The following is an 18,556-nucleotide window of genomic DNA, read 5'->3' on the forward strand; positions in this document are numbered from 1 at the left end:
TCCATGTCCAAGAAGAAGTGCACGTTCACCCGTCTGGGTGCATCGACGCTCGCTGCCGCGGTCGTCGTTGCCGGCCTCGGCTTCGGTCCGGCCGCGATCGCCACCCCGGCTGCCGACAACTCGTTCCCCCAGACGATGGCGATCCCGTCGGCTGATCAGACGACCAACGTCGCAGCCCCGACGGTCAACAGCGCCTACAAGTACACCGACGCGTCCGGAGCCACGAAGCTTTCCTACACGATCACCGGCGTCGCCGGCGCGACGATGCAGTTCAGGTTTACCACCGGCGACGAGCGGCTGTGGTACTCCCGAGGCACGATCGGCGCCGCCGGAACCGGACAGAGCAATAACGAGTTTGACCCAACCCGCAAGGGCGTCGAGGTTCGGCTCGTCCTGAACGGACAGAACTCCGACAACGTCGTTGTCAACGCCGCCGACGTCAAGGACCAGCTCCCCGCCCCGACGGTCAACAGCGCCTACAAGTACACCGACGCGAACGGCGACACAAAGTACGCCTACACCGTCACCGGCATCCCCGGCATGAAGGTCGAGCACGGCGCTGCAAACGCTGCCTGGCAGCCGCTCGGCACCCTCGACAACACCGGAACCACCACCTTCTCCGGCAAGAGCGGCTCCGACACCAAGAACTGGGACTTCCGCGTCACCAACGCCGATGGCACCATCCGCTCCCCGAAAACCACCATCACCCCCGCCGAGGTCAAGAACCAGCTCCCCGCCCCCACGGTCACCGGCGCCTACAAGTACACCGACGCCGACGGCAAGACGATGTACTCCTACACCGTCACCGGCGCACCTGGCGCGAGCGCGCAGCTCAGCTGGGACGGCGCCGGCTGGGGCTCGAGCACCATCGGACTCATCGGGGAATCCGGGACGTCCACTTTCTTCACCGATCGCGGAGCCGCCACTGGGACCATCTGGGCCCGCCAGGGCATCGGCAGCCAGTTCTCTCCGTCGTACAAGTTCGACGCCGCGGTCATCGAACAGAGCAAGATCGATGCCGGGGCTGGGACTGCAGCGTCGGTGAAGGTCGGGAAGTCGGCTTCGGTCGAGGCGATGTTCAAGGCGTCGGGCCAGATCAACGGCGCGACGGGCACGGTCGAGTTCACCGCGCCGGCAGGCACGACGTTCGCCGACGCGCAGGACACGATCCGGGGTGCGTACCAGAAGCCCGGCGAGGACTGGACGTCTGCATCGATGACGCTCACGGACGGGCAGCGTTCCGCGGACGGCACGAAGTACACCTACAAGTTCGCGAACGCGAACACCTGGGTGCTGCCGGCGAACTCGCTGATGCGGTGGAACATCACTGTCGCAGCGGCTTCGGACGCGGCTCCGGGCGCGCAGACGATGTCGACCACGTTCTCCGGCGCCGTCACGCAGGGTGGTTTCGCCGCGTCCAGCAGCACGCCGGTGACGATCGAGGGCTCCTCGATCGTGGACCCGACGGGTTCCGTGTCGTTCGACGCGGACGTGACCAAGCGCGCGACGGTCTCCGGTACCGGCGCGGCGGGCGCGACGATCACCCTCTACAAGGGTCAGACGGTGGTCGGGACCGCTCCGGTGGGCACGAACGGGCAGTGGTCGACCCAGATCGCACCGCTCGGTGCGGGTTCGCACACGATCCGGATCGCGCAGACCGGGATCGAGGGCACGCAGGAAGCGACCACGACCGCGGACTACGGTTCCGCGGTCACCCTGACCGCTCCGGCAACGTTCACCGAGGGCGCGATGACCGTCACCGGTCAGTCCTCGCAGGGCGCGAAGGTGGAGATCGTCACCGGCGGCAAGACCGTGGACGAGTTCACCGTCACGAACGCTGACGGGTCGTTCTCGCGTGACCTCACCGACGTGGGGTCGGGCAAGATCGCGCTCACGGCGACCGCGGACTCGAAGGGCGCCGTGACCACCACGGCATCCGCCGAGTCGACGGCCCCGATCACGGCGGAGTCGGTCGCGATGGCCTCGCACGTCAAGGACGGCACGTTCGAGCCGGGTCTTGTCACCTTCGCAGGCCGCAGCACCGTCGGCACGACGGTCACGCTCAACCCGTTCGGGTTCGACGACAAGTACGCCGCCTACAACCTCACCACCACCACGGATCAGTGGGGCGAGTGGACCATCCAGCGGAACCTCTCCAACACGCCGTACCTCCTGCTCTCCTTCAAGCAGACCGCTCAGGCGGGCGTGACGAACCAGGTCACCAACTACGGCCTGAAGCCCTTCCAGGAGATCGGTGCGCCCGGCGACCTGCAGCTGACCAACTTCAAGGCCGGTGACTTCTTCAACCCCGGCGACCAGGTCTTCTCCGGCAAGGCCACCCCGGGCGCGACGGTCACGCTGAACCCCTTCGGCTTCGACCCGAAGTACACCCAGTACGACATCACCACCATCGCGGACGCGAAGACCGGCAACTGGGAGATCCGCCGGGGTCTGGCCGCGAACACCCTCTACCGCGAACTCGCGGTCAAGCAGGACCCTGAGGAGCCCGGCAAGGTCAACAAGATCGAACACATCACCGTCGCCGCCTACGGCTGGGTCGGGTCCGCAGCTGACCTCACGGTCACCAGCCACGCGGACAAGACCTTCACCCCCGGCACGGAACAGACCTTCACCGGCACCGCCACGGCCGGCACCACGGTCACGCTCTACCCGTTCGGCACTGACTACGAGTCCCACAAGATGACGACCCTCGTCGACGCCACCGGCAAGTGGACCATCAAGCGAACCCTCGGCAACCAGGTGTTCCCCATGGTCTTCACCCAGACGGAGCAGGACGGCAAGGTCAACACCGTCGACGTCCGCATGACCCCCACCAAGTAATCCCAACAAGGAACAGCACCACCGGTGGGGTTCACGACAGCCGTCGTGGACCCCACCGCCCCCTCGCTCTCCCCATCTGCCGGAAGGACATCTCGTGCACACCCGAAGCATCACCGCCGCCCTCCTCGCCATCGGGGCGACCGCCCTCCTGCTCACCGGCTGCGCGCAGCAGCCCACCGACGAGACCACGAAGAAGCCCGCCAGCTCAGCGACCGCTCCCGACGGATACGAAAAGCCCGCGTACGAGAACGCCTGCGACGGCAAGCAGGCCGTCATCAGCGGCGACGGCGAGACCCACAAGCTCGCGAAGGGCTGCGATGCCGTCTCGATCACCAGCAGCGGCAGCAAGGTCACGACGGGCGCGACCAAGTCCGTCATGGTCGAAGGCAGCAACAACGACATCACCCTCGACTCCGCCGACACCATCACGCTCCTCGGCACCAACAACACGGTGCACGTCAAGAACGGCTCCCCCGAGGTCGACGACCAGGGAACAGGCAACACGGTCAACTGACCACACCTCAGAACGAACGCCACAGGGCCGGCCGATTCATCGGTCGGCCCTGTGCGGTCCCGGTTTGGTATTTCAATTTCGACATATCACGTGTTAGTATTGAACTACCCGATCGAAGGAACGACATGGACCTCCCCGACATCCTCAGCGCGCTCCGTCGGCGGTGGCCGCTCGCCGCCGCAGCACTTGTCGTCGGCACGGGAGCAGCCTGCACGCAGCTCGCGCTCGCCGTCCCGACGTACGACGCGACCGCTCGTCTCTACGTCACCGTGGCCGCTGCCGACTCCGGGAGCACCACCGACCTCGTGCAGGGTGGGAACGCCGCGCAGCAGCGTGTGCAGTCCTACGTCGACATCATCACGACACCGCGGGTGCTCCAGCCGGCGATCGACGAGCTCGGCCTCGACACCACGGCGCAGGAGCTTTCGGAGCACGTCCGGGCCTCGTCGCCGAACGAGACGGTGCTGCTCAACCTCACCGTCAACGACCCGTCGCCGAAGCGTGCCGCGGCGATCGCGAACGCCGTGAGCGACAGTTTCACGCGGCTCGTCGCGGACGACCTCGAACAGAGCAGCACCCCCGACGCACCGAGCCCCGTCTCCGTGCGGACTGTGCAGCCCGCACTCCCCCCGGTGAACCCGGCGACGCCGCAGCCGATGAAGAGCCTGTTGCTCGGGATCGGTGGTGGACTCGTCGCCGGCATCGTCGCAGCGCTGCTCCGCGACCTCCTCGACACCCGGATCCGTGGGCGCGGGGAAGTCGAGTCCGCGACGGACCGCCCGATCCTCGGTACGGTCCCGAAGAACAAGCACCTGCAGAACGCGCCCGTGTACATCCAGGGCGATCGACGCGGCCCGTTCGCGGAAGCCTTCCGCGCACTCCGGACGAATCTCCGCTTCGTCGACCAGGGCGGCACGAGTCGGGTCGTGGTCGTGACGTCGGCGAACCCGAGCGAGGGCAAGACGACGACCTCGCTCAACCTCGCCGCGGCGCTCATGGAAGGCGGCTCCCGGGTCGCGGTCGTCGACTGCGACCTCCGCCGCCCCGCCGTCGCCGACCGGCTCGGCATCCCGAACGAAGCGGGACTCACCGACGTGCTCATAGGGCGCGCCGAGATCGACGACGTCCTGCACCGGTGGGGAACCACGGGGAGTGTGCTGCCCACGGGCGCCATCCCCCCGAACCCTGCCGATCTCCTCGCGTCACCAGGGATGCAGGCCATCCTCACGGCACTCGCCGCGGAGAACGACTACGTCATCGTCGACACGCCACCGCTACTCCCTGTCACGGACGCGGCCATCCTCGCCGCGTCGACCGCCGGCGCGATCGTGGTCGCCGCGGCCGGACGATCGCACACGAACGAACTCCGCGATGCGGTCGCTGTCCTCGATCAGGCCGACGCCCGGACACTCGGGATCGTCGTCGGCATGGTCAAGACGCCGCGCTCGCGCTACGGCTACGGCTACCGCGGCGACGCACCGGAACTCAGCGACGACGACCTCAAGCCCGTCCGCGGCGTCCGCGTCGCGGACTGAACCCGCAATCACCAACCCGGTCGCGATCGCGACCGCACCACCTTCTCTCCTCAACCCGCACGCGCGAACTGCGCCGCGCCTCCAGACAGGATCATCATGACCAGCACCGACTCCCTCATCGGCACCCGCGTCCTCGTGACGGGCGGTACCGGCTCGTTCGGCAAGACCGTCACCAAGCGTCTCCTCGCCCGCGGCGTGGGCGAGGTCCGCATCCTCAGCCGCGACGAGGCCAAGCAGGACCAGCTCCGCCACGAGCTGAACGACTCCCGCGCACGCTTCTACCTCGGCGACGTCCGTGAGCCGGAGAGCGTCGGGCGCGCCATGCGCGGTGTCGACCACGTCTTCCACGCAGCGGCGCTCAAGCAGGTGCCGTCGTGCGAGTTCTTCCCGCTCGAGGCGGTGCGCACCAACGTCCTGGGGAGCCAGAACGTGGTGGCAGCTGCGGTCGCCGCCGACGTCCGGTCGGTCGTGTGCCTGAGCACCGACAAGGCCGTGTACCCGGTGAACGCCATGGGGATCAGCAAGGCCCTCATGGAGAAGGTGGCGCTGTCGTACGGGCTGAACAACCAGGACGCCACGACGACCGTGTCCTGCGTCCGGTACGGCAACGTCATGTACTCCCGCGGGTCCGTCATCCCGCTCTTCGTCGACCAGATCCGGCGCGGCCAGCAGCTCACCATCACGAACCCGGAGATGACCCGCTTCATGATGTCCCTCGACGACAGCGTCGACCTCGTCGAGCACGCCTTCGTGCACGCGAACCAGGGCGACCTGTTCGTGAAGAAGGCGGCATCATGCACCATCGGCGATCTCGCCCGCGCACTCGGCAACCTCTTCGGGCTGGACGGCGAGCCGTTCCGCGTGATCGGCACCCGGCACGCGGAGAAGCTCTCGGAGGCGCTGGCCAGCCGTGAGGAACTCGCACGGGCCGAGGACATGGGCGACTACTACCGCATCCCCGCCGACGTCCGTGACCTCAACTACGCGGCGTACTTCGAGGACGGCGACCCCGCGCAGAACGAGCGCATCGCGTACGACTCGCACACGGTCGACCGGCTCGACGTCCCCGGCGTCGAAGACCTCCTGCTGAGCTTGCCGGAGATCCGCGCCGAGCTCGCCCGGGCCGGCCGGCACCTCGCCGGGGTCGCCGCGTGATCGCCGTCAGCGGGCGCGGCGGTCTCGTCGGCTGGCACCTGCGCACGTTCCTGCACGCACACGGCGAACGGTGGCAGGACGTCGACCTGCGGAAGCGGGCCGTCGCCACCGACGGACTCACCACGACGGACACGGCGATCCACGTCGCGGGCATCGCACGCGGCACCGACGTCGAGCTGCACGAAGGCAACGTCGACCTGGCACGGCGCTTCGTCGCGGCGATCGACGACGCCGGAGCCCGTCCACGCCGGGTGGTCCACGCGAACTCCGTCGCCGCTGGCACCGCGACGCCGTACGGGCAGGGGAAGGCCGGCGCGAACGAGGTCCTCGCCGCAGCAGCACAGCGGTGGGACGCCGAGTACGTCGACGTCCGCATCGAGAACGTGTTCGGCGAACACGGCGTCCCCGACCACAACACCGTCACCTCGACCTTCTGCGACCGGATCGCCAAGAACCTGCCGTTGCCCGTGGACTCCGACCAGGAGCGCACCTTCGTGCACGCGCAGGACGTCGCGGAGGCCCTCGCCGGGCAGATCGACCCGCGCGAGCTCGCGCGACGTGGGACCACGGTGACGATCCCGGAACTCGCCGAGCGCCTCCAGGCCCTCGCAGCGGTGTACGACCGCGGCGAGATCCCGGCGCTCCCCGACGGCTTCGACCGTGACCTGCTCAACACCTACCGCTCCTACGCCTTCGGCATCGCGCCCGTCCACCGACTCGCCTCGGCCAAGGACCAGCGCGGTGCGTTCACCGAGCTGGTCCGCGCGCACGGCAGCACCGGTCAGACCGGCGTCTCGACGACCAAGCCGGGCGTGACGCGCGGCGACCACTTCCACCGGCGCAAACTCGAACGGTTCGTCGTGGTGCAGGGCAGCGCCCGGATCGTGCTCCGTCGCGTCCTCACCGGCGAGCGCCGTGTGATCGACGTCACCGGCGACGACCCGGTCGCCGTCGACATGCCCACGCTCTGGGCCCACTCGATCACGAACACCGGCGACGGTCCCCTCGTGACCGCCTTCTGGACCAACGACCTCTTCGACCCCGACCGACCCGACACCCACCAGGACGCAGCATGAAGGTACTCACCATCGTCGGCACCCGCCCCGAGATCATCCGGCTCTCCGCCGTCATCGGCCTGCTCGAGTCGACCTGCGACCACGTCCTCGTGCACACCGGTCAGAACTGGGACCACCAGCTGAGCGGAGTGTTCTTCGAGGACCTCGGGCTCCGTGCGCCCGATCACCTGCTCTCCATCGACACGTCGTCGCTCGGCGCCGTCCTCGGCGACATCCTGCGCGAGACCGAGCGTGTCCTCCTCGAGGAGCGCCCGGACGCCGTCCTCGTCCTCGGCGACACCAACAGTGCCGTCTCCGCACTCGTCGCGAAGCGGATGCGCATCCCCGTGTTCCACATGGAGGCGGGCAACCGGTCGTTCGACGAGAACGTGCCGGAGGAGACCAACCGACGGATGGTCGACCACGTCGCGGACTACAACCTCGTGTACACCGAGCATGCGCGCCGGAACCTGCTCGCGGAGGGCATCCACCCGTCCCGCATCGTGTTCACCGGGTCGCCGCTGTACGAGGTGCTCGCCGCACACCGCGCGCGCATCGTCGCGAGCGACGTGCTGGCACGCATGGGGCTGTCCGCCGACGGGTACGTGTTGGTGAGCGCCCACCGTGAAGAGAACGTGGACGATCCCGCACGCTTGGATTCGCTGCTCGCGGCGGCGCAGGCCGTCGGCGACGTCCACGACCTCCCGGTGCTCGTGTCGACCCATCCCCGCACACGCCGATCGCTCGACGCGATCGACGCCGACCGCTTCCCGCGGCTCGTCTTCCACGCCCCGTTCGGCTTCCACGACTACAACGCGCTGCAGCGTTCGGCGTTCGTCGTGCTGTCCGACTCCGGCACCATCAGCGAGGAGTCCGTCATGCTCGGCTTCCCCGCCGTCACGCTCCGCGACCGGATCGAGCGCCCCGAGGCGATCGACGCCGGGTCCATCGTGACCGCCGGCGTGACCGCCGGCCCGGTCGTCGACGCCATCCGGTTCGCGCGCGCGGCCCACGCGGTGGGACCGACGGGAGGCCCGGTCGAGTACGCAGTACCGGACACGGCCCGGCGGGTGGTCGCCTTCATCCTCGGCACGGCACACGCGCACCACGCCAACGCCGGGATCCGGCGACGGCCGTGAACGCGTCGCGGCCGTCCGGCGTCCGGCTCGCGCTCCGGTTCCCGACGACGATCGTCGTCGGACTGCCGTACCTCGTGCTCTTCCTGCCGATGGCGATCTGGGACGACAACCCCGGCACCGACTTCATCATCCGGACTGCTGGGGTCGCCCTCGCCGGCACGTTCGCGGTCGAGGCGACGGTGGCTGCGATCGCGATGGCCGAACGGCGGTCAGGGCGCGCCCGCCGCGCCGACGCCGGTCGCGGGCGCGGGCGCGAGGCCGGGCGCGGTCTTGGTCTCGGCGGTCCGTCGTGGCACGCCGACCGGGTGGCGGTCCTCGCCCGCGCGGTCACGGTCCTCTCCGTCGTCGCGAACCTCGCCTTGGCGCTCCTCGGCGGGGCGACGCTCCGGTCGCAGGTCGACGGGGTGCTGCCGTCCGGCGTCCTCACCGTGCTCACCCCGTTCGTGTCGTGGTCGTTCGTGGCCCTGGCCATGATCATCGCCGCGCGGTTCCTCGGCGGGTTCACCACCGTGGCAGCCCTGCGGTGGATCCTGGTCCTCGTCGCCACCCAGGCGGTGCTCGCGTACATCTCGAACCTCACCGCACGGGCGACGACGTTCCTCGTCCTCGCACTCACCCTCATGCTCCTGACCCGCATGGTGGCCACGCGGTGGATCGTCATCACCGCAGCGCTCGGAGCCGTCGTCTGGCCGACCGTCTACGCCATCCGGAACGTCCAGCGCGAGGCGAACGGCATCGTGGTGAGCGACGACGTCTCCGCCACCGATCGTCTCCGCTTCGACGAACAGATCGCGCGGGCCGAGCAGTTCGGTGCCGGGCACGACCTCGGGCAGCCGGACCTCTGGACGTCGGTCCGGTACGGCCTCGTCCCGCGGGCGCTCGACCCCGGTCGACCGGCGATCTCATCGGGGAACCTCATCAACGAGTTCCTCGGCGGTGTGCCGTTCTCGTCGTACACGTTCCTCCCGGTCGCGACCACCTGGTTCTTCTGGGGTTCGCTCGTGCTGTTCCTGGTCTACGCCGGGTACGCGGTCATCATGATGACGCTCCGCCCGTGGCAGTCCATCGAACAGCGACCCAACGCGCTGATCGTCCTCGCCCTGATGATCGGTGGGCCGCTCTCCTGGTTCGCGACGCCGCCGGACGTCGCCGTGGTCATGCTGCAGACGCTCGTGTCGACGTCGCCGGTGTTCGTCCTGCTGCTCGTCTGGGCGAAGCGCAGTCCGCGATCGCCGAGCCTGACCGATGTCACTCCCGCCGTGCGCGAGTTGGTGCGCCGATGACCGCGATCGTGACACGGATGCGCGGTCGGGCTGTTCCGGCGCTCGCCACGAGTGCCTGCACGAGCGCCGCCGGGCTCCTCGTCGCGGTCGCGGTCGCGCGGTCGTCCACCGTCGAGGAGACCGGTCGCTTCGGTGTCGCCGCAGCGGCCACATTGCTCGTGGCAGCACTCGCCCGGTCGGCCGTGACCGATCCGCTCGTCGTCGACGGTCAGCGCCCCGATCGGCTGCGGCGGCTCGGTCGTGCATCCCTGATCGGCCTGATCGGCGCGCTCGTGATCGCCGTCGCCGCCGTCGCCCTCCGATCGGAGTTCCTCGCCGTCGGCGCGCTCGCGGTCCACGGCCTGACGCTCCGCGAGTGCGTCCGCGCCGTGCACACTGCTCGCGGTCGTGCGCGTTCCGCGGTGCTGATCGAAGCAATGCTCGTCGGCGCCGGCGGCATCGCGCTGACCGGCACGCTGCTGGGGTTGTGGGGCGGGGTCGTGGCGTTCGGCATCTGGGCACTGGCCGGTGCGACCCTGGGGTACGTCGCGGTCGTCCGTGGTGGCTTCGCGATGTCCCCGAAGTGGTCGAGCACACCCGTACCGACCGAGCTGTCGCTGTCCTATGCCGGTGACACGCTCGTCGGGAGCGGTGTCGTGCAGCTCGTCACCTGGGTGGCGACCGCCATCGGCGGGCTCTCCATCGCAGCTGCACTCCGCGGTGCCGGAACCCTTGCCGGACCTGTGACCGTCACGCTCACGGCGGCGCGCTCCGTCCTGATCCCCCGAGCCGTCGCACACCTGCAGACCGGGGCCGGCGTCCCCCGACTCGCGCTCGACACGGTGTTCCTCTGCGCCGCGTCGCTGCCGCTCCTCGCGGCGCTCGCCGTCGTGCCGGAGCCGATCGGATCCGCACTGCTCGGTGCGACGTGGCCGTTCGTCGCGCCCGTACTCGCACTCACGGCCGCCGAGCTGCTGTTCCAGCTCGTCGCCGCGGTGCCGGAGGCCGCGCACCGCGCGCTCGGTCGTGGACGGCGCGTGCTCGCCCTCCGGATCGGCGGCGCCGTGGTCCGGGTGCCCGTCGTCGTGCTCGCCGCACCCCACGGCATCGTCGCCGTCGTGCTGTCGGCCGCTGTCATCACCCTCTGCAACGCCATCGCGTGGTGGGCGAGTCTCGCCCTGCTCGAACGACGCCAGACCCGATAGGAGAACCCCATGCCCACGCTCGCGATCGTGGTCCCCGAGTACCGCACGGCAGTCGCCCGTGGTGGTGGCCTCGCCGCCGTCGCCGACTTCGTCGCGACGACGTTCAGCGGCGCGCACGTCCCGCACGAGGACCGATGGGACATCCGGATCGTCTCGCCACGGATGCACCACCGTGCGCCCGAGCACGCATCCGTGCTCCGACCAGCGACGATGCGACGAGGCCCGGTGGCTCGACGCCGTCAGGGCACGACGCTGGAGATCTGGGACGTCGGGACGACGATGCCGGAGATCGAGGCGAACCGCTACCGACCGCGGCGTGCGCTCACCGACCTGGTGAACGAGTGCGACGCCGCCATCGTCATCGCCGGGACCCCTGCGATCGGGAACGTCATGCGCGACGTCCGCGTGCCGTGGATCCTCAAGGTCGCGACGGTGGTCGAGGAGGAGCGGGCCGCCCGACTCGCAACCACATGGGGCGCACGTGGTGCCCTCCTCCGCCTCGCCACCCGGTCGACGCGTCGACTCGACCATCGTGCGCTGACGTTGCCGGAGGCGATCGTCACGATGAACGACTCGATGTCAGCGCTCATCCGCGATCGGACGGATCGCCCGGTCCACCTGTTGGCGACGGGGGTCGACGTCGACGCCTTCCAGCCGGCGCAGCGACGCGACGCAGGCGGGCCGATTCTCATGGTCAGTCGGTTGAACGACCCGCGCAAGGACGTCGCGACGCTCGTGCGCGCGTACGAGATCGCCCGCCGGGTTCACGGTGTCCGGAACGAGCTCGTGCTCGCCGGCCGCCATGCGCTCCCGACCGAGGACCACGACCTGATCGGCGAACTCGGACTCGCGGAACACGTCCGCGTGGTCGAGTCCCCATCGGACACCCGGCTCGCCGAACTGCTGCGCAGCGCCTCGGTGTTCGCCCTCGCGTCGCGCGAAGAGGGACTCGGTGTGGTCTTCTTGGAGGCGATGGCCTCTGGACTCCCGATCGTGACGACCGCCACGCGCGGTGCCCGCTACGCCGTGCCCGCGAACGTCGGGCGACTGGTCCCGCTCGACACGGACACCGTCCCGGAGTTCGCGGCTGCGCTCGAGGACGTCGTCCAGGACCGCTCGGGCTCGGATCGACGGGGCGAAGTCGCACGTGCCCACGTCGTCGCTGAGTTCGCCACGGAGGTGGTCGAACGCCGGTGGCGCTCGCTGCTCGACGACGTGGTGGGAGCGGCACGATGACGACCGTGCGGGTCCTCGCCCCCTACTTCACACCGGCCGTGGACGGTGGCGGTCCGATCCGGACGCTCGACGCTCTGACGAGGACGGCGCCGGATCGCTTCGTGGTCGAGGTCGTCACACGGGACCGCGACCTCGGGGCCACGAATCGCCTCGACGTGCCGACCGTGCCGTTCGACGACGCAGGGAGGACGATCCGGTTCCTCGACACCAGGGGCGTCCCCGGGCTGATCCGCCTCGCGCGCGCGATGTGCGCTCGCCCGGTACCGACGCTGACGTACGTGAACAGCGTGTTCGACGCACGGTTCGCGATCCTGCCGATGGCCCTCCACCGCCTCGGGCTGACATCGCGGACCCGGTTCCTCGTCGCACCGCGCGGCGAGTTCGACCCCGGCGCCCTGGCGCTGAAGTCGACGAAGAAGCGGGCGTACCTCGCCGCCGGACGGCGCACCGGGCTCTTCCGTGGCATCGTCTGGCACGCGTCCACGGACACGGAGGCCGCGCACATCCGAGCTGCTGTCGGCGCCGACGCGGAGGTGGTGGTCCGCGAGAACGAGACCTCGCTTCCCGAGTCCGCGACGCGGCGGCCTGCCATCGCCTCCGATCGTCTCGAGCTCGTCTGCGTCGGTCGGATCAGTCCGAAGAAGCGCACGCACCTGGCCATCGAGGCCCTCGCCACCGTCGAACGGCCCGTGCGCCTGACGGTGATCGGCCCGGTGGACGACGAGGCCTACGGCCGTCGATGCCGCAAGGCGGCCGACGCGCTGCCGGCACACGTCGTGGTCGAGTTCGTGGGGAGCCGGGAACACGGCGACGTCTTGGCCGCGCTGCGGAGTGCACACGCGATGGTGGCGCCGACGGCCGGCGAGAACTTCGGGCACACCATCGCCGAGGCGCTCGCCTCAGCGTGCCCCGTCCTGCTGTCCGACACGACCCCGTGGACGGATCGGATCCGTGCAGGCGGCGGCGAGGTCGTCGGCGACGACGGCTGGTCGGCCGCGATCGAGCGATGGGCCGCCGCGGGTCCGGATCACCTCGACCGTCGATCAGCGGCGGCAGCGGACGCGTACGACGACTGGCGGCGGCGCGCCCAGGCCCCGCACGTATTCGACATGCTCATGCAGCGCTGACGCCGGGCCACGATCATCCAGAGGCCCGGCGTCAGCGCTGCGGTGTGTCAGGACGTCGTCGCCGCGAGCACCTTCGACGTGTCCAGCTGCTCGTTCCCCTCGAACAACGCCATCGTCACGTGCCCTGGCTGCGCGACCCCGTGCCCCGTGGCCACGGTCCGGACGGTCGCGAACAGGATGCGGATGTCGAGCCCGAACGAGCGTCGGTCGACGTACTCGACGTCGAGGTCGAGCCGCGTGGCCCAGTCGAGCGCGTTCCGCCCGCGGACCTGCGCGAGCCCGGTGATGCCCGGTCGGACCTCGTGCCGCCTCCCCTGGTGCGGCGAGTAGAGGTCGAGGTACGACATCAGGTGCGGCCGCGGTCCGACGATGCTCATCTCGCCACAGACGACGTTGACGAGATTGGGGAGCTCGTCGATGCTCGTGGCACGCAGGACCCTGCCGATCGGCGTGATCCGCATGTGGTCGGCGTCGGCGCCTGCACGCTCGAGGACGGGGTCGGATCGCATCGACCGGAACTTCACGATCTCGAACGGCTCGCCGTGCAGGCCGGGTCGGGTCTGCCGGTAGAGCGCCGGACCGCCACCACCGCAGCGCACCAACACGGAGACCACCAGCAGGAGCGGGGCGAGGACCACGAGGGCGGTCACGGCCACGACGACGTCGAAGGCACGCTTCCAAGCGTCCCAGGTGCGGATGTCGGACGGGTTGCTCACGATGCTGCCTTTCGGAGGAGGTGGTCGAGGTGGTCGAGCGCGCGACCGGCGTGCATGTGCCGGTCGGCGACGGTGAGCGCGGCGTCGGAGAGCCGACGCCGCTCGGCGGGGCTCGTCGCGTGCGCTGAGCGGATGGCCGTCTCCAGCGCATCGACGTCACCGGGAGCGACCACGAACCCGGCCTCCCCGTCGCGGACAACGTCGGCCGCGTCGCCTGGGACGGCCGCGATCACGGGGACGCCGTGGACGAGCGCGTCCTGGAGCTTCGACGGGATGGTGACGTCCGACATGGCAACGTCACGCAGGGCCACGACCGCGAAGTCGGTGGTCGCGTGCACGGTTGACATGCGGTCGCGCGGGACCGCTGGACTGAACCTGACCGAGTCCACGCCGAGCGCGGTCGCCGACGATCGGAGCGCATCGGCGGCGAGGCCGTCCCCGATGAACTCCATCTCGAGTCCCGGCAGGTCCCGGCACCGTGCCATCGCCTGGACGAACGTGTCGAGCCCCTGGTTCGGCCCGAGGTTCCCGGCGTAGACGACTCGGGTCCGCTGATCGCCCGACGGTCGCTCGATCCGATCCGGAGCGGTCGTCGCCCAGTTCAGGATGACCGAGGTGCGCCGACAGTCCGCGCCACGCTCCTGCAGGAGGCGCGCCGCACCGGGAGCGATCGCGACGACGTGCGCCGCGCTGCGGTGGAGCCCGCGCAACCACCGGAGGATCCACGCATCCGCCCACCGCACGGCTCGGCCGCTCGGGAGCATGCCGGAGCCGGTGACGGACTCGGGCCAGATGTCCTGGACGTGCAGGACGACGGGCACACCGAACGCGCGACGCCACAGCATCGGCACGATCGCAGCGGTCGGCTGTGCGCCGTAGACGTAGACGACGTCGGCCCGTCGCGCGAACCACGACGCCGTGACCGACGACGCGGCGAAGCTCAGGTAGGCGAGGACCCGCCGCGCGGCGCTGCCGGAGTGGTCGGGGAGCATCGGAACACGACGGACCGTGACGGGCCCGTCCGCCTCGACGTGCCGGAACCGCTGACGCCAGCCGTCGAAGAGGCGGCCGTACGGGTGGTTGGGGAACGTCGTGACGACGCGGACATCGTGCCCGCGTTCGGCGAGCCCGTGGGCGACCGATCGCGGGATCGAGCCGTGCGTCTCCGGCGGGTAGTACTGGGAGACCACCACGACCCGAAGCGGAGAGGCAGGCATACGCATAGTGACATATTAGCATGTGTTATTTGTATATGCAGGGGATCAGTGGTTCGATTCGTGAGTGCGAACATCGGGGAGTTCACGTCGCGTGGTCGAGCTCGACGGGCTGAGGACAGTGCTCGCGGTGGCGATCGTGGCGTACCACGTCGGCGTCCCGGGATTGCACGCTGGTGTCCTCGCGTTGCCGGCGTTCTTCGCGATGTCCGGATTCCTCATCACGAACGGCCTGCTCGCAGAACACCGACGCGAAGGTCGGATAGCGCTGGCGCGGTTCGCGCGATCCCGGCTCCTGCGGATCGGCCCGCCGCTCGCGGTCCTCGTCGGAGGCGTTGCGCTCCTGTGGCCACTCGTCGGCGGGTACTCCGACTCGAACCCCAACCTCGCTGCAGCGGCGGCGATCGCCCTGACGTCGACGACGAACCTCGCACGGCTCGCGGGGTTGCGCCAGGGCGTCCTAGACCCCATATGGAGCCTGGCGGCGGAGGAGCAGTTCTACCTGCTGTGGCCGCTGGCGTTCATCGCCCTCTTTCGGCTCGCTCGCGGGCCCCGGATCCTCGCCGTCGTCCTCGCCGCTGCGGTCGTACTCGGCCCGATCGTCTCCGTGCCGCTCTTCGCGCCGAGCGCGGACGACGGGCCGCCAACCGTCTACTACGCCCCCTCGCTCAGCATGTCCGCGCTGTGCGCCGGCTGCCTGGGTGCGCTCGTGATCAACAGTGCACGACGCCGCGGCCAGTGGAACCCGGCGGCGCAGCGCTGCACGATGTGGGCCGGTGCCGCGTCGCTCGGCGTCATCGTGGCGCTGTTCCCAGCGGGTTGGAAGAGCGACCCGGCCAGCATCCTGGTGCTGATGCCGACGGCGGCGATCGCCAGCACAGCGCTCATCGCCGGCCTCGAGCACCCGGGGACGGCACTCGCCCCAGCGCTCCGCTGGCGGCCCCTCGTCTGGTACGGCGCGAACGCGACCTACTCCCTCTACCTCTGGCACGTCGTGGTCTTGGCGACGATGTTGCACCTCGGCAGCGGCGCGGCCATCCGCGGCGCTGCCCTCGTGATCTCCATCGGTGTCGGCGCACTGCTCGGGGTGGTCGTCGAACAGCCGATGGCTCGCCTCCGCCGACGGCTCGATTCACGCCCGACGATCCGGAGAGGACACGCCCGCTAGTCTCGACCCCGTGCGATGGAGTCGAGTGAACTGGCCTTCGGTGGGCTACGTGTCCCTCGAGGACTTCGAGGGCAAGACCGACCACCTCGCGCGCCTCGTGCAGGACGCGCCCCCGCCGGTCGCCGCGCTCGCCACGGTCCGCTGGTCGGACTCCCGCATCGCGAAGTGGACCGTCGAGGCCAGCCGCCGACACCAAGCGGCAGCAGAGGACGACACCGCAGCACTCCCCGACCACGGCGAGCCGGACCCGGTGGTCCTGCACGCGCAGGTGATGGTCCGCAACGACGAGGTGCTCGACACCCCGGAGGGCCTCTGGCGTCGCTGGAACCACGCTCGCGTGACGATGCGCTTCGACGACGCCGTGATCGAGCCACCGCGCCTCGATCCGGACACGCTCCTCGCCGGTGACGCCCACATCGTGCGCGGCGAGATCGAGCATGCCGGTCGCGACGAGTGGGAGCTCCGCCTGCTGGTCTCCCCCATCGGCGAGGTCGCGATCCGCTTCACGGACGTCACGATCGAGGTCCGCAGCGTCAACGAGTCCGACTTCACCGACCTCGACGCCCGCCCGACGCGCGGCTGGCACGGCCCGGTCCCTGATGGCTGGATCGAGCTCGCGACCGAGGTGGTCCGCGCCGCCGCCTACAACGACCTGGGAGGCCTGCACCTCGCCGACGACGCGAGCGACATCGACGACCTCGACCCACGCTGGGGATTCGCCCCGCTGCACGCCGCTGCATGGTTCGACCACGCCGCGATGGTCGACACCCTGGTCGGGCTCGGCGCGACGGTCGACCTGCACGACGTCGAGGGACGCACGCCCCTCACCCTGGCCGTCGATCGCGATGCCCGCGCCGCGCTCGGCTCGCTGATCGCAGCGGGCGCTGACCTGGAGGCACGGGACACCGACGGCAACACCCCGATCGTCCGGGCCGCTTGGGGTGGTCACGCCGCCATCGTGCGCGCCCTCGCCGAGGCGGGCGCCGACACCAGGGCGATCGGCTCGCGCGGCGCGACGCTGCTGATCGCCGCGGTCGACTCCGGCGACCCGGACACGGTCCAGGCCGTGCTCGGCATGGACGTCGACGTGCGCGCGGAGGACGCCGAAGGGTCCACGGCGTCGGACCGCGCCGAGCTGCTCCGCGACCCGGCGGTCGCGGAACAGCTGGCGAACTACGACGCGGCCGGCTGATCAGCCGTCTCGAGCGCGTTCGCCTTCGCGACCCCGCCGTACCAGTGCGCGGACGGCTTCACGGTGCGCTCGAACGTCACCGGGTCCCACGACACGAGCCCGAAGGTCGGCCGGAACCCCGACGCCCACTCGTAGTTGTCCAGGAGCGACCAGTGCTGGTAGCCGAGGACCTCGATGCCGTCCTCGATGCAGCGGTGGATCCCCTCGAGGGCGCCCTGCGTGTAGGCACGCCGACGGGTGTCGTCCGCGGTGGCGATGCCGTTCTCGGTGATCATCAGCGGCACGTGGCCGGAGAGTTCCCACGCGCTGCGGAGTCCGTCGGCCGAGGCCTCCGGGTAGAACTCCCACCCGGTCAGCGTCGTCTCTTTCGTCTCGGCGACGGGCAGCGGCCCGTTCGGCCCGATGAACGTCCTGGTGTACGCCTGCACGCCGAGGAAGTCGTCGCCCGCGGCGTTCTCCAGATACCAGTCGTCGCGCGGGTACCCGTACTCGCGGAGCATCTCGTCGGCACCGGGTTCACCGTTGGACTTGAACGCCTGGGTCGCGATGGTCCACCCGGACTGGAGGCCCGACACCTGTCCCAGCACCTCTCGCGACCGCTTGTGGCTGGCCAGCAACGCGTCGGCGACTCCCAGGTCCGGGTTCGGCAGCCCATAGGCCACCAGGTTCGCGGCGTCCTCGCCTCCGGCGAGCATCGCCGCGATGTTCGGCTCGTTGATCGTGCAGACGTAGCGGACGCCGTCCGAGACGACGGGGAGCGCCGCCTCGGTGTAGCGCGCGAACAGGTCGGCGGCGTCGGGGGCACGCCAGAAGCCATCGCGCTCGAACCAGCGCGGCACGGTGAAGTGCATGAGGGTGACGATCGGCTCGATGCCGAACTCGTGGCAAGCCTCGACCATGCGGCGGTAGTGGTCGATCTCGGCGCGGCTGACGAACCCGCGCTCCGGCTCGATGCGGGCCCACTCGATGCTGAACCGGTAGGAGGTCAGCCCGAGGTCGGCCGCGATGCGGATGTCCTCGCGGTACCGGTGGTAGCTGTCCGCGGCGTCCCCGGAGGGCTCGACGATCGTGGTGTCCGGCTCGTGCTCGTGCACCCACCAGTTGCTGTTGACGTTGTTGCCCTCGATCTGGTGTGCAGCGGTGGCCGCGCCCCAGAGGAAGCCGTCCGGGAAGGTCAGCGTGGTGATGATGGGGTCC

The 18,556-nt window shown here is 70.0% G+C and carries 15 protein-coding genes; 12 read left to right on the plus strand and 3 right to left on the minus strand.

Annotated elements, in window-relative coordinates; all coding sequences use genetic code 11:
• Positions 1–3 precede the first annotated feature (3 nt).
• The 10 genes from ACO0E1_RS05865 to ACO0E1_RS05910 all read left to right on the plus strand — a co-directional run bounded on the left by ACO0E1_RS05865 (position 4) and on the right by ACO0E1_RS05910 (position 13,069).
• Entirely contained in the window at positions 4–2,841 is a 2,838-nt protein-coding gene (locus ACO0E1_RS05865; protein WP_422873336.1) for a hypothetical protein, read from the plus strand.
• Between the two features lie 94 nt (positions 2,842–2,935).
• Complete coding sequence (locus ACO0E1_RS05870) at positions 2,936–3,355, plus strand: DUF3060 domain-containing protein (RefSeq protein ID WP_422873337.1); 420 nt, start codon at positions 2,936–2,938, stop codon at positions 3,353–3,355.
• 125 nt (positions 3,356–3,480) lie between these two features.
• Complete coding sequence (locus tag ACO0E1_RS05875; RefSeq protein WP_422873338.1) at positions 3,481–4,890, plus strand: tyrosine-protein kinase domain-containing protein; 1,410 nt, start codon at positions 3,481–3,483, stop codon at positions 4,888–4,890.
• A 96-nt stretch (positions 4,891–4,986) separates the two neighbouring features.
• Complete coding sequence (locus tag ACO0E1_RS05880; RefSeq protein ID WP_422873339.1) at positions 4,987–6,045, plus strand: polysaccharide biosynthesis protein; 1,059 nt, start codon at positions 4,987–4,989, stop codon at positions 6,043–6,045.
• The gene (locus tag ACO0E1_RS05885; RefSeq protein ID WP_422873340.1) at positions 6,042–7,121 is read left to right on the plus strand and encodes a polysaccharide biosynthesis C-terminal domain-containing protein; all 1,080 of its coding nucleotides are present in this window, start codon (positions 6,042–6,044) and stop codon (positions 7,119–7,121) included. The genes ACO0E1_RS05880 and ACO0E1_RS05885 overlap by 4 nt, the downstream gene beginning before the upstream one ends.
• A complete protein-coding gene (gene wecB, locus ACO0E1_RS05890; RefSeq protein WP_422873341.1) occupies positions 7,118–8,239 on the plus strand; it encodes a non-hydrolyzing UDP-N-acetylglucosamine 2-epimerase in 1,122 nt (373 codons plus the stop codon). Before ACO0E1_RS05885 ends, wecB begins: the two co-directional genes overlap by 4 nt.
• On the plus strand, positions 8,236–9,522 hold the full coding sequence (locus ACO0E1_RS05895) for a hypothetical protein (protein ID WP_422873342.1): 1,287 nt from the start codon (positions 8,236–8,238) through the stop codon (positions 9,520–9,522). Before wecB ends, ACO0E1_RS05895 begins: the two co-directional genes overlap by 4 nt.
• Positions 9,519–10,706 (plus strand): MATE family efflux transporter, encoded by a 1,188-nt coding sequence (locus tag ACO0E1_RS05900; RefSeq protein WP_422873343.1) that lies wholly within the window; start codon positions 9,519–9,521, stop codon positions 10,704–10,706. The genes ACO0E1_RS05895 and ACO0E1_RS05900 overlap by 4 nt, the downstream gene beginning before the upstream one ends.
• A gap of 9 nt (positions 10,707–10,715) precedes the next feature.
• A complete protein-coding gene (locus ACO0E1_RS05905) occupies positions 10,716–11,942 on the plus strand; it encodes a glycosyltransferase family 4 protein (protein WP_422873344.1) in 1,227 nt (408 codons plus the stop codon).
• On the plus strand, positions 11,939–13,069 hold the full coding sequence (locus tag ACO0E1_RS05910; RefSeq protein ID WP_422873345.1) for a glycosyltransferase family 4 protein: 1,131 nt from the start codon (positions 11,939–11,941) through the stop codon (positions 13,067–13,069). The genes ACO0E1_RS05905 and ACO0E1_RS05910 overlap by 4 nt, the downstream gene beginning before the upstream one ends.
• A gap of 47 nt (positions 13,070–13,116) precedes the next feature.
• Here ACO0E1_RS05910 and ACO0E1_RS05915 read toward each other — a convergent pair whose 3' ends face one another.
• On the minus strand, positions 13,117–13,785 hold the full coding sequence (locus tag ACO0E1_RS05915) for a sugar transferase (protein WP_422873346.1): 669 nt from the start codon (positions 13,783–13,785) through the stop codon (positions 13,117–13,119).
• Positions 13,782–14,978 (minus strand): glycosyltransferase family 4 protein, encoded by a 1,197-nt coding sequence (locus ACO0E1_RS05920; RefSeq protein WP_422873347.1) that lies wholly within the window; start codon positions 14,976–14,978, stop codon positions 13,782–13,784. Before ACO0E1_RS05920 ends, ACO0E1_RS05915 begins: the two co-directional genes overlap by 4 nt.
• A 115-nt stretch (positions 14,979–15,093) precedes the next feature.
• Here ACO0E1_RS05920 and ACO0E1_RS05925 point away from each other — a divergent pair, with 115 nt between their 5' ends.
• Both ACO0E1_RS05925 and ACO0E1_RS05930 read left to right on the plus strand, forming a co-directional pair.
• On the plus strand, positions 15,094–16,167 hold the full coding sequence (locus ACO0E1_RS05925; protein WP_422873348.1) for an acyltransferase family protein: 1,074 nt from the start codon (positions 15,094–15,096) through the stop codon (positions 16,165–16,167).
• Positions 16,168–16,177: 10 nt separating this feature from the next.
• Positions 16,178–17,359, plus strand: coding sequence for an ankyrin repeat domain-containing protein (locus tag ACO0E1_RS05930; RefSeq protein ID WP_422873349.1), 1,182 nt, complete (start codon positions 16,178–16,180; stop codon positions 17,357–17,359).
• On the opposite strand, the gene ACO0E1_RS05935 is transcribed toward ACO0E1_RS05930, so the two are convergent.
• Positions 17,341–18,549 carry a glycoside hydrolase family 1 protein gene (locus tag ACO0E1_RS05935; RefSeq protein WP_422873463.1) on the minus strand — a complete coding sequence of 403 codons (1,209 nt, stop codon included), beginning with the start codon at positions 18,547–18,549 and terminating at the stop codon, positions 17,341–17,343. The two genes, ACO0E1_RS05930 and ACO0E1_RS05935, sit on opposite strands and share 19 nt — an antisense overlap.
• Positions 18,550–18,556 lie beyond the last annotated feature (7 nt).

Source organism: Curtobacterium guangdongense, assembly GCF_049341845.1.
GTDB classification, from domain to species: Bacteria; Actinomycetota; Actinomycetes; order Actinomycetales; family Microbacteriaceae; genus Curtobacterium; species Curtobacterium guangdongense.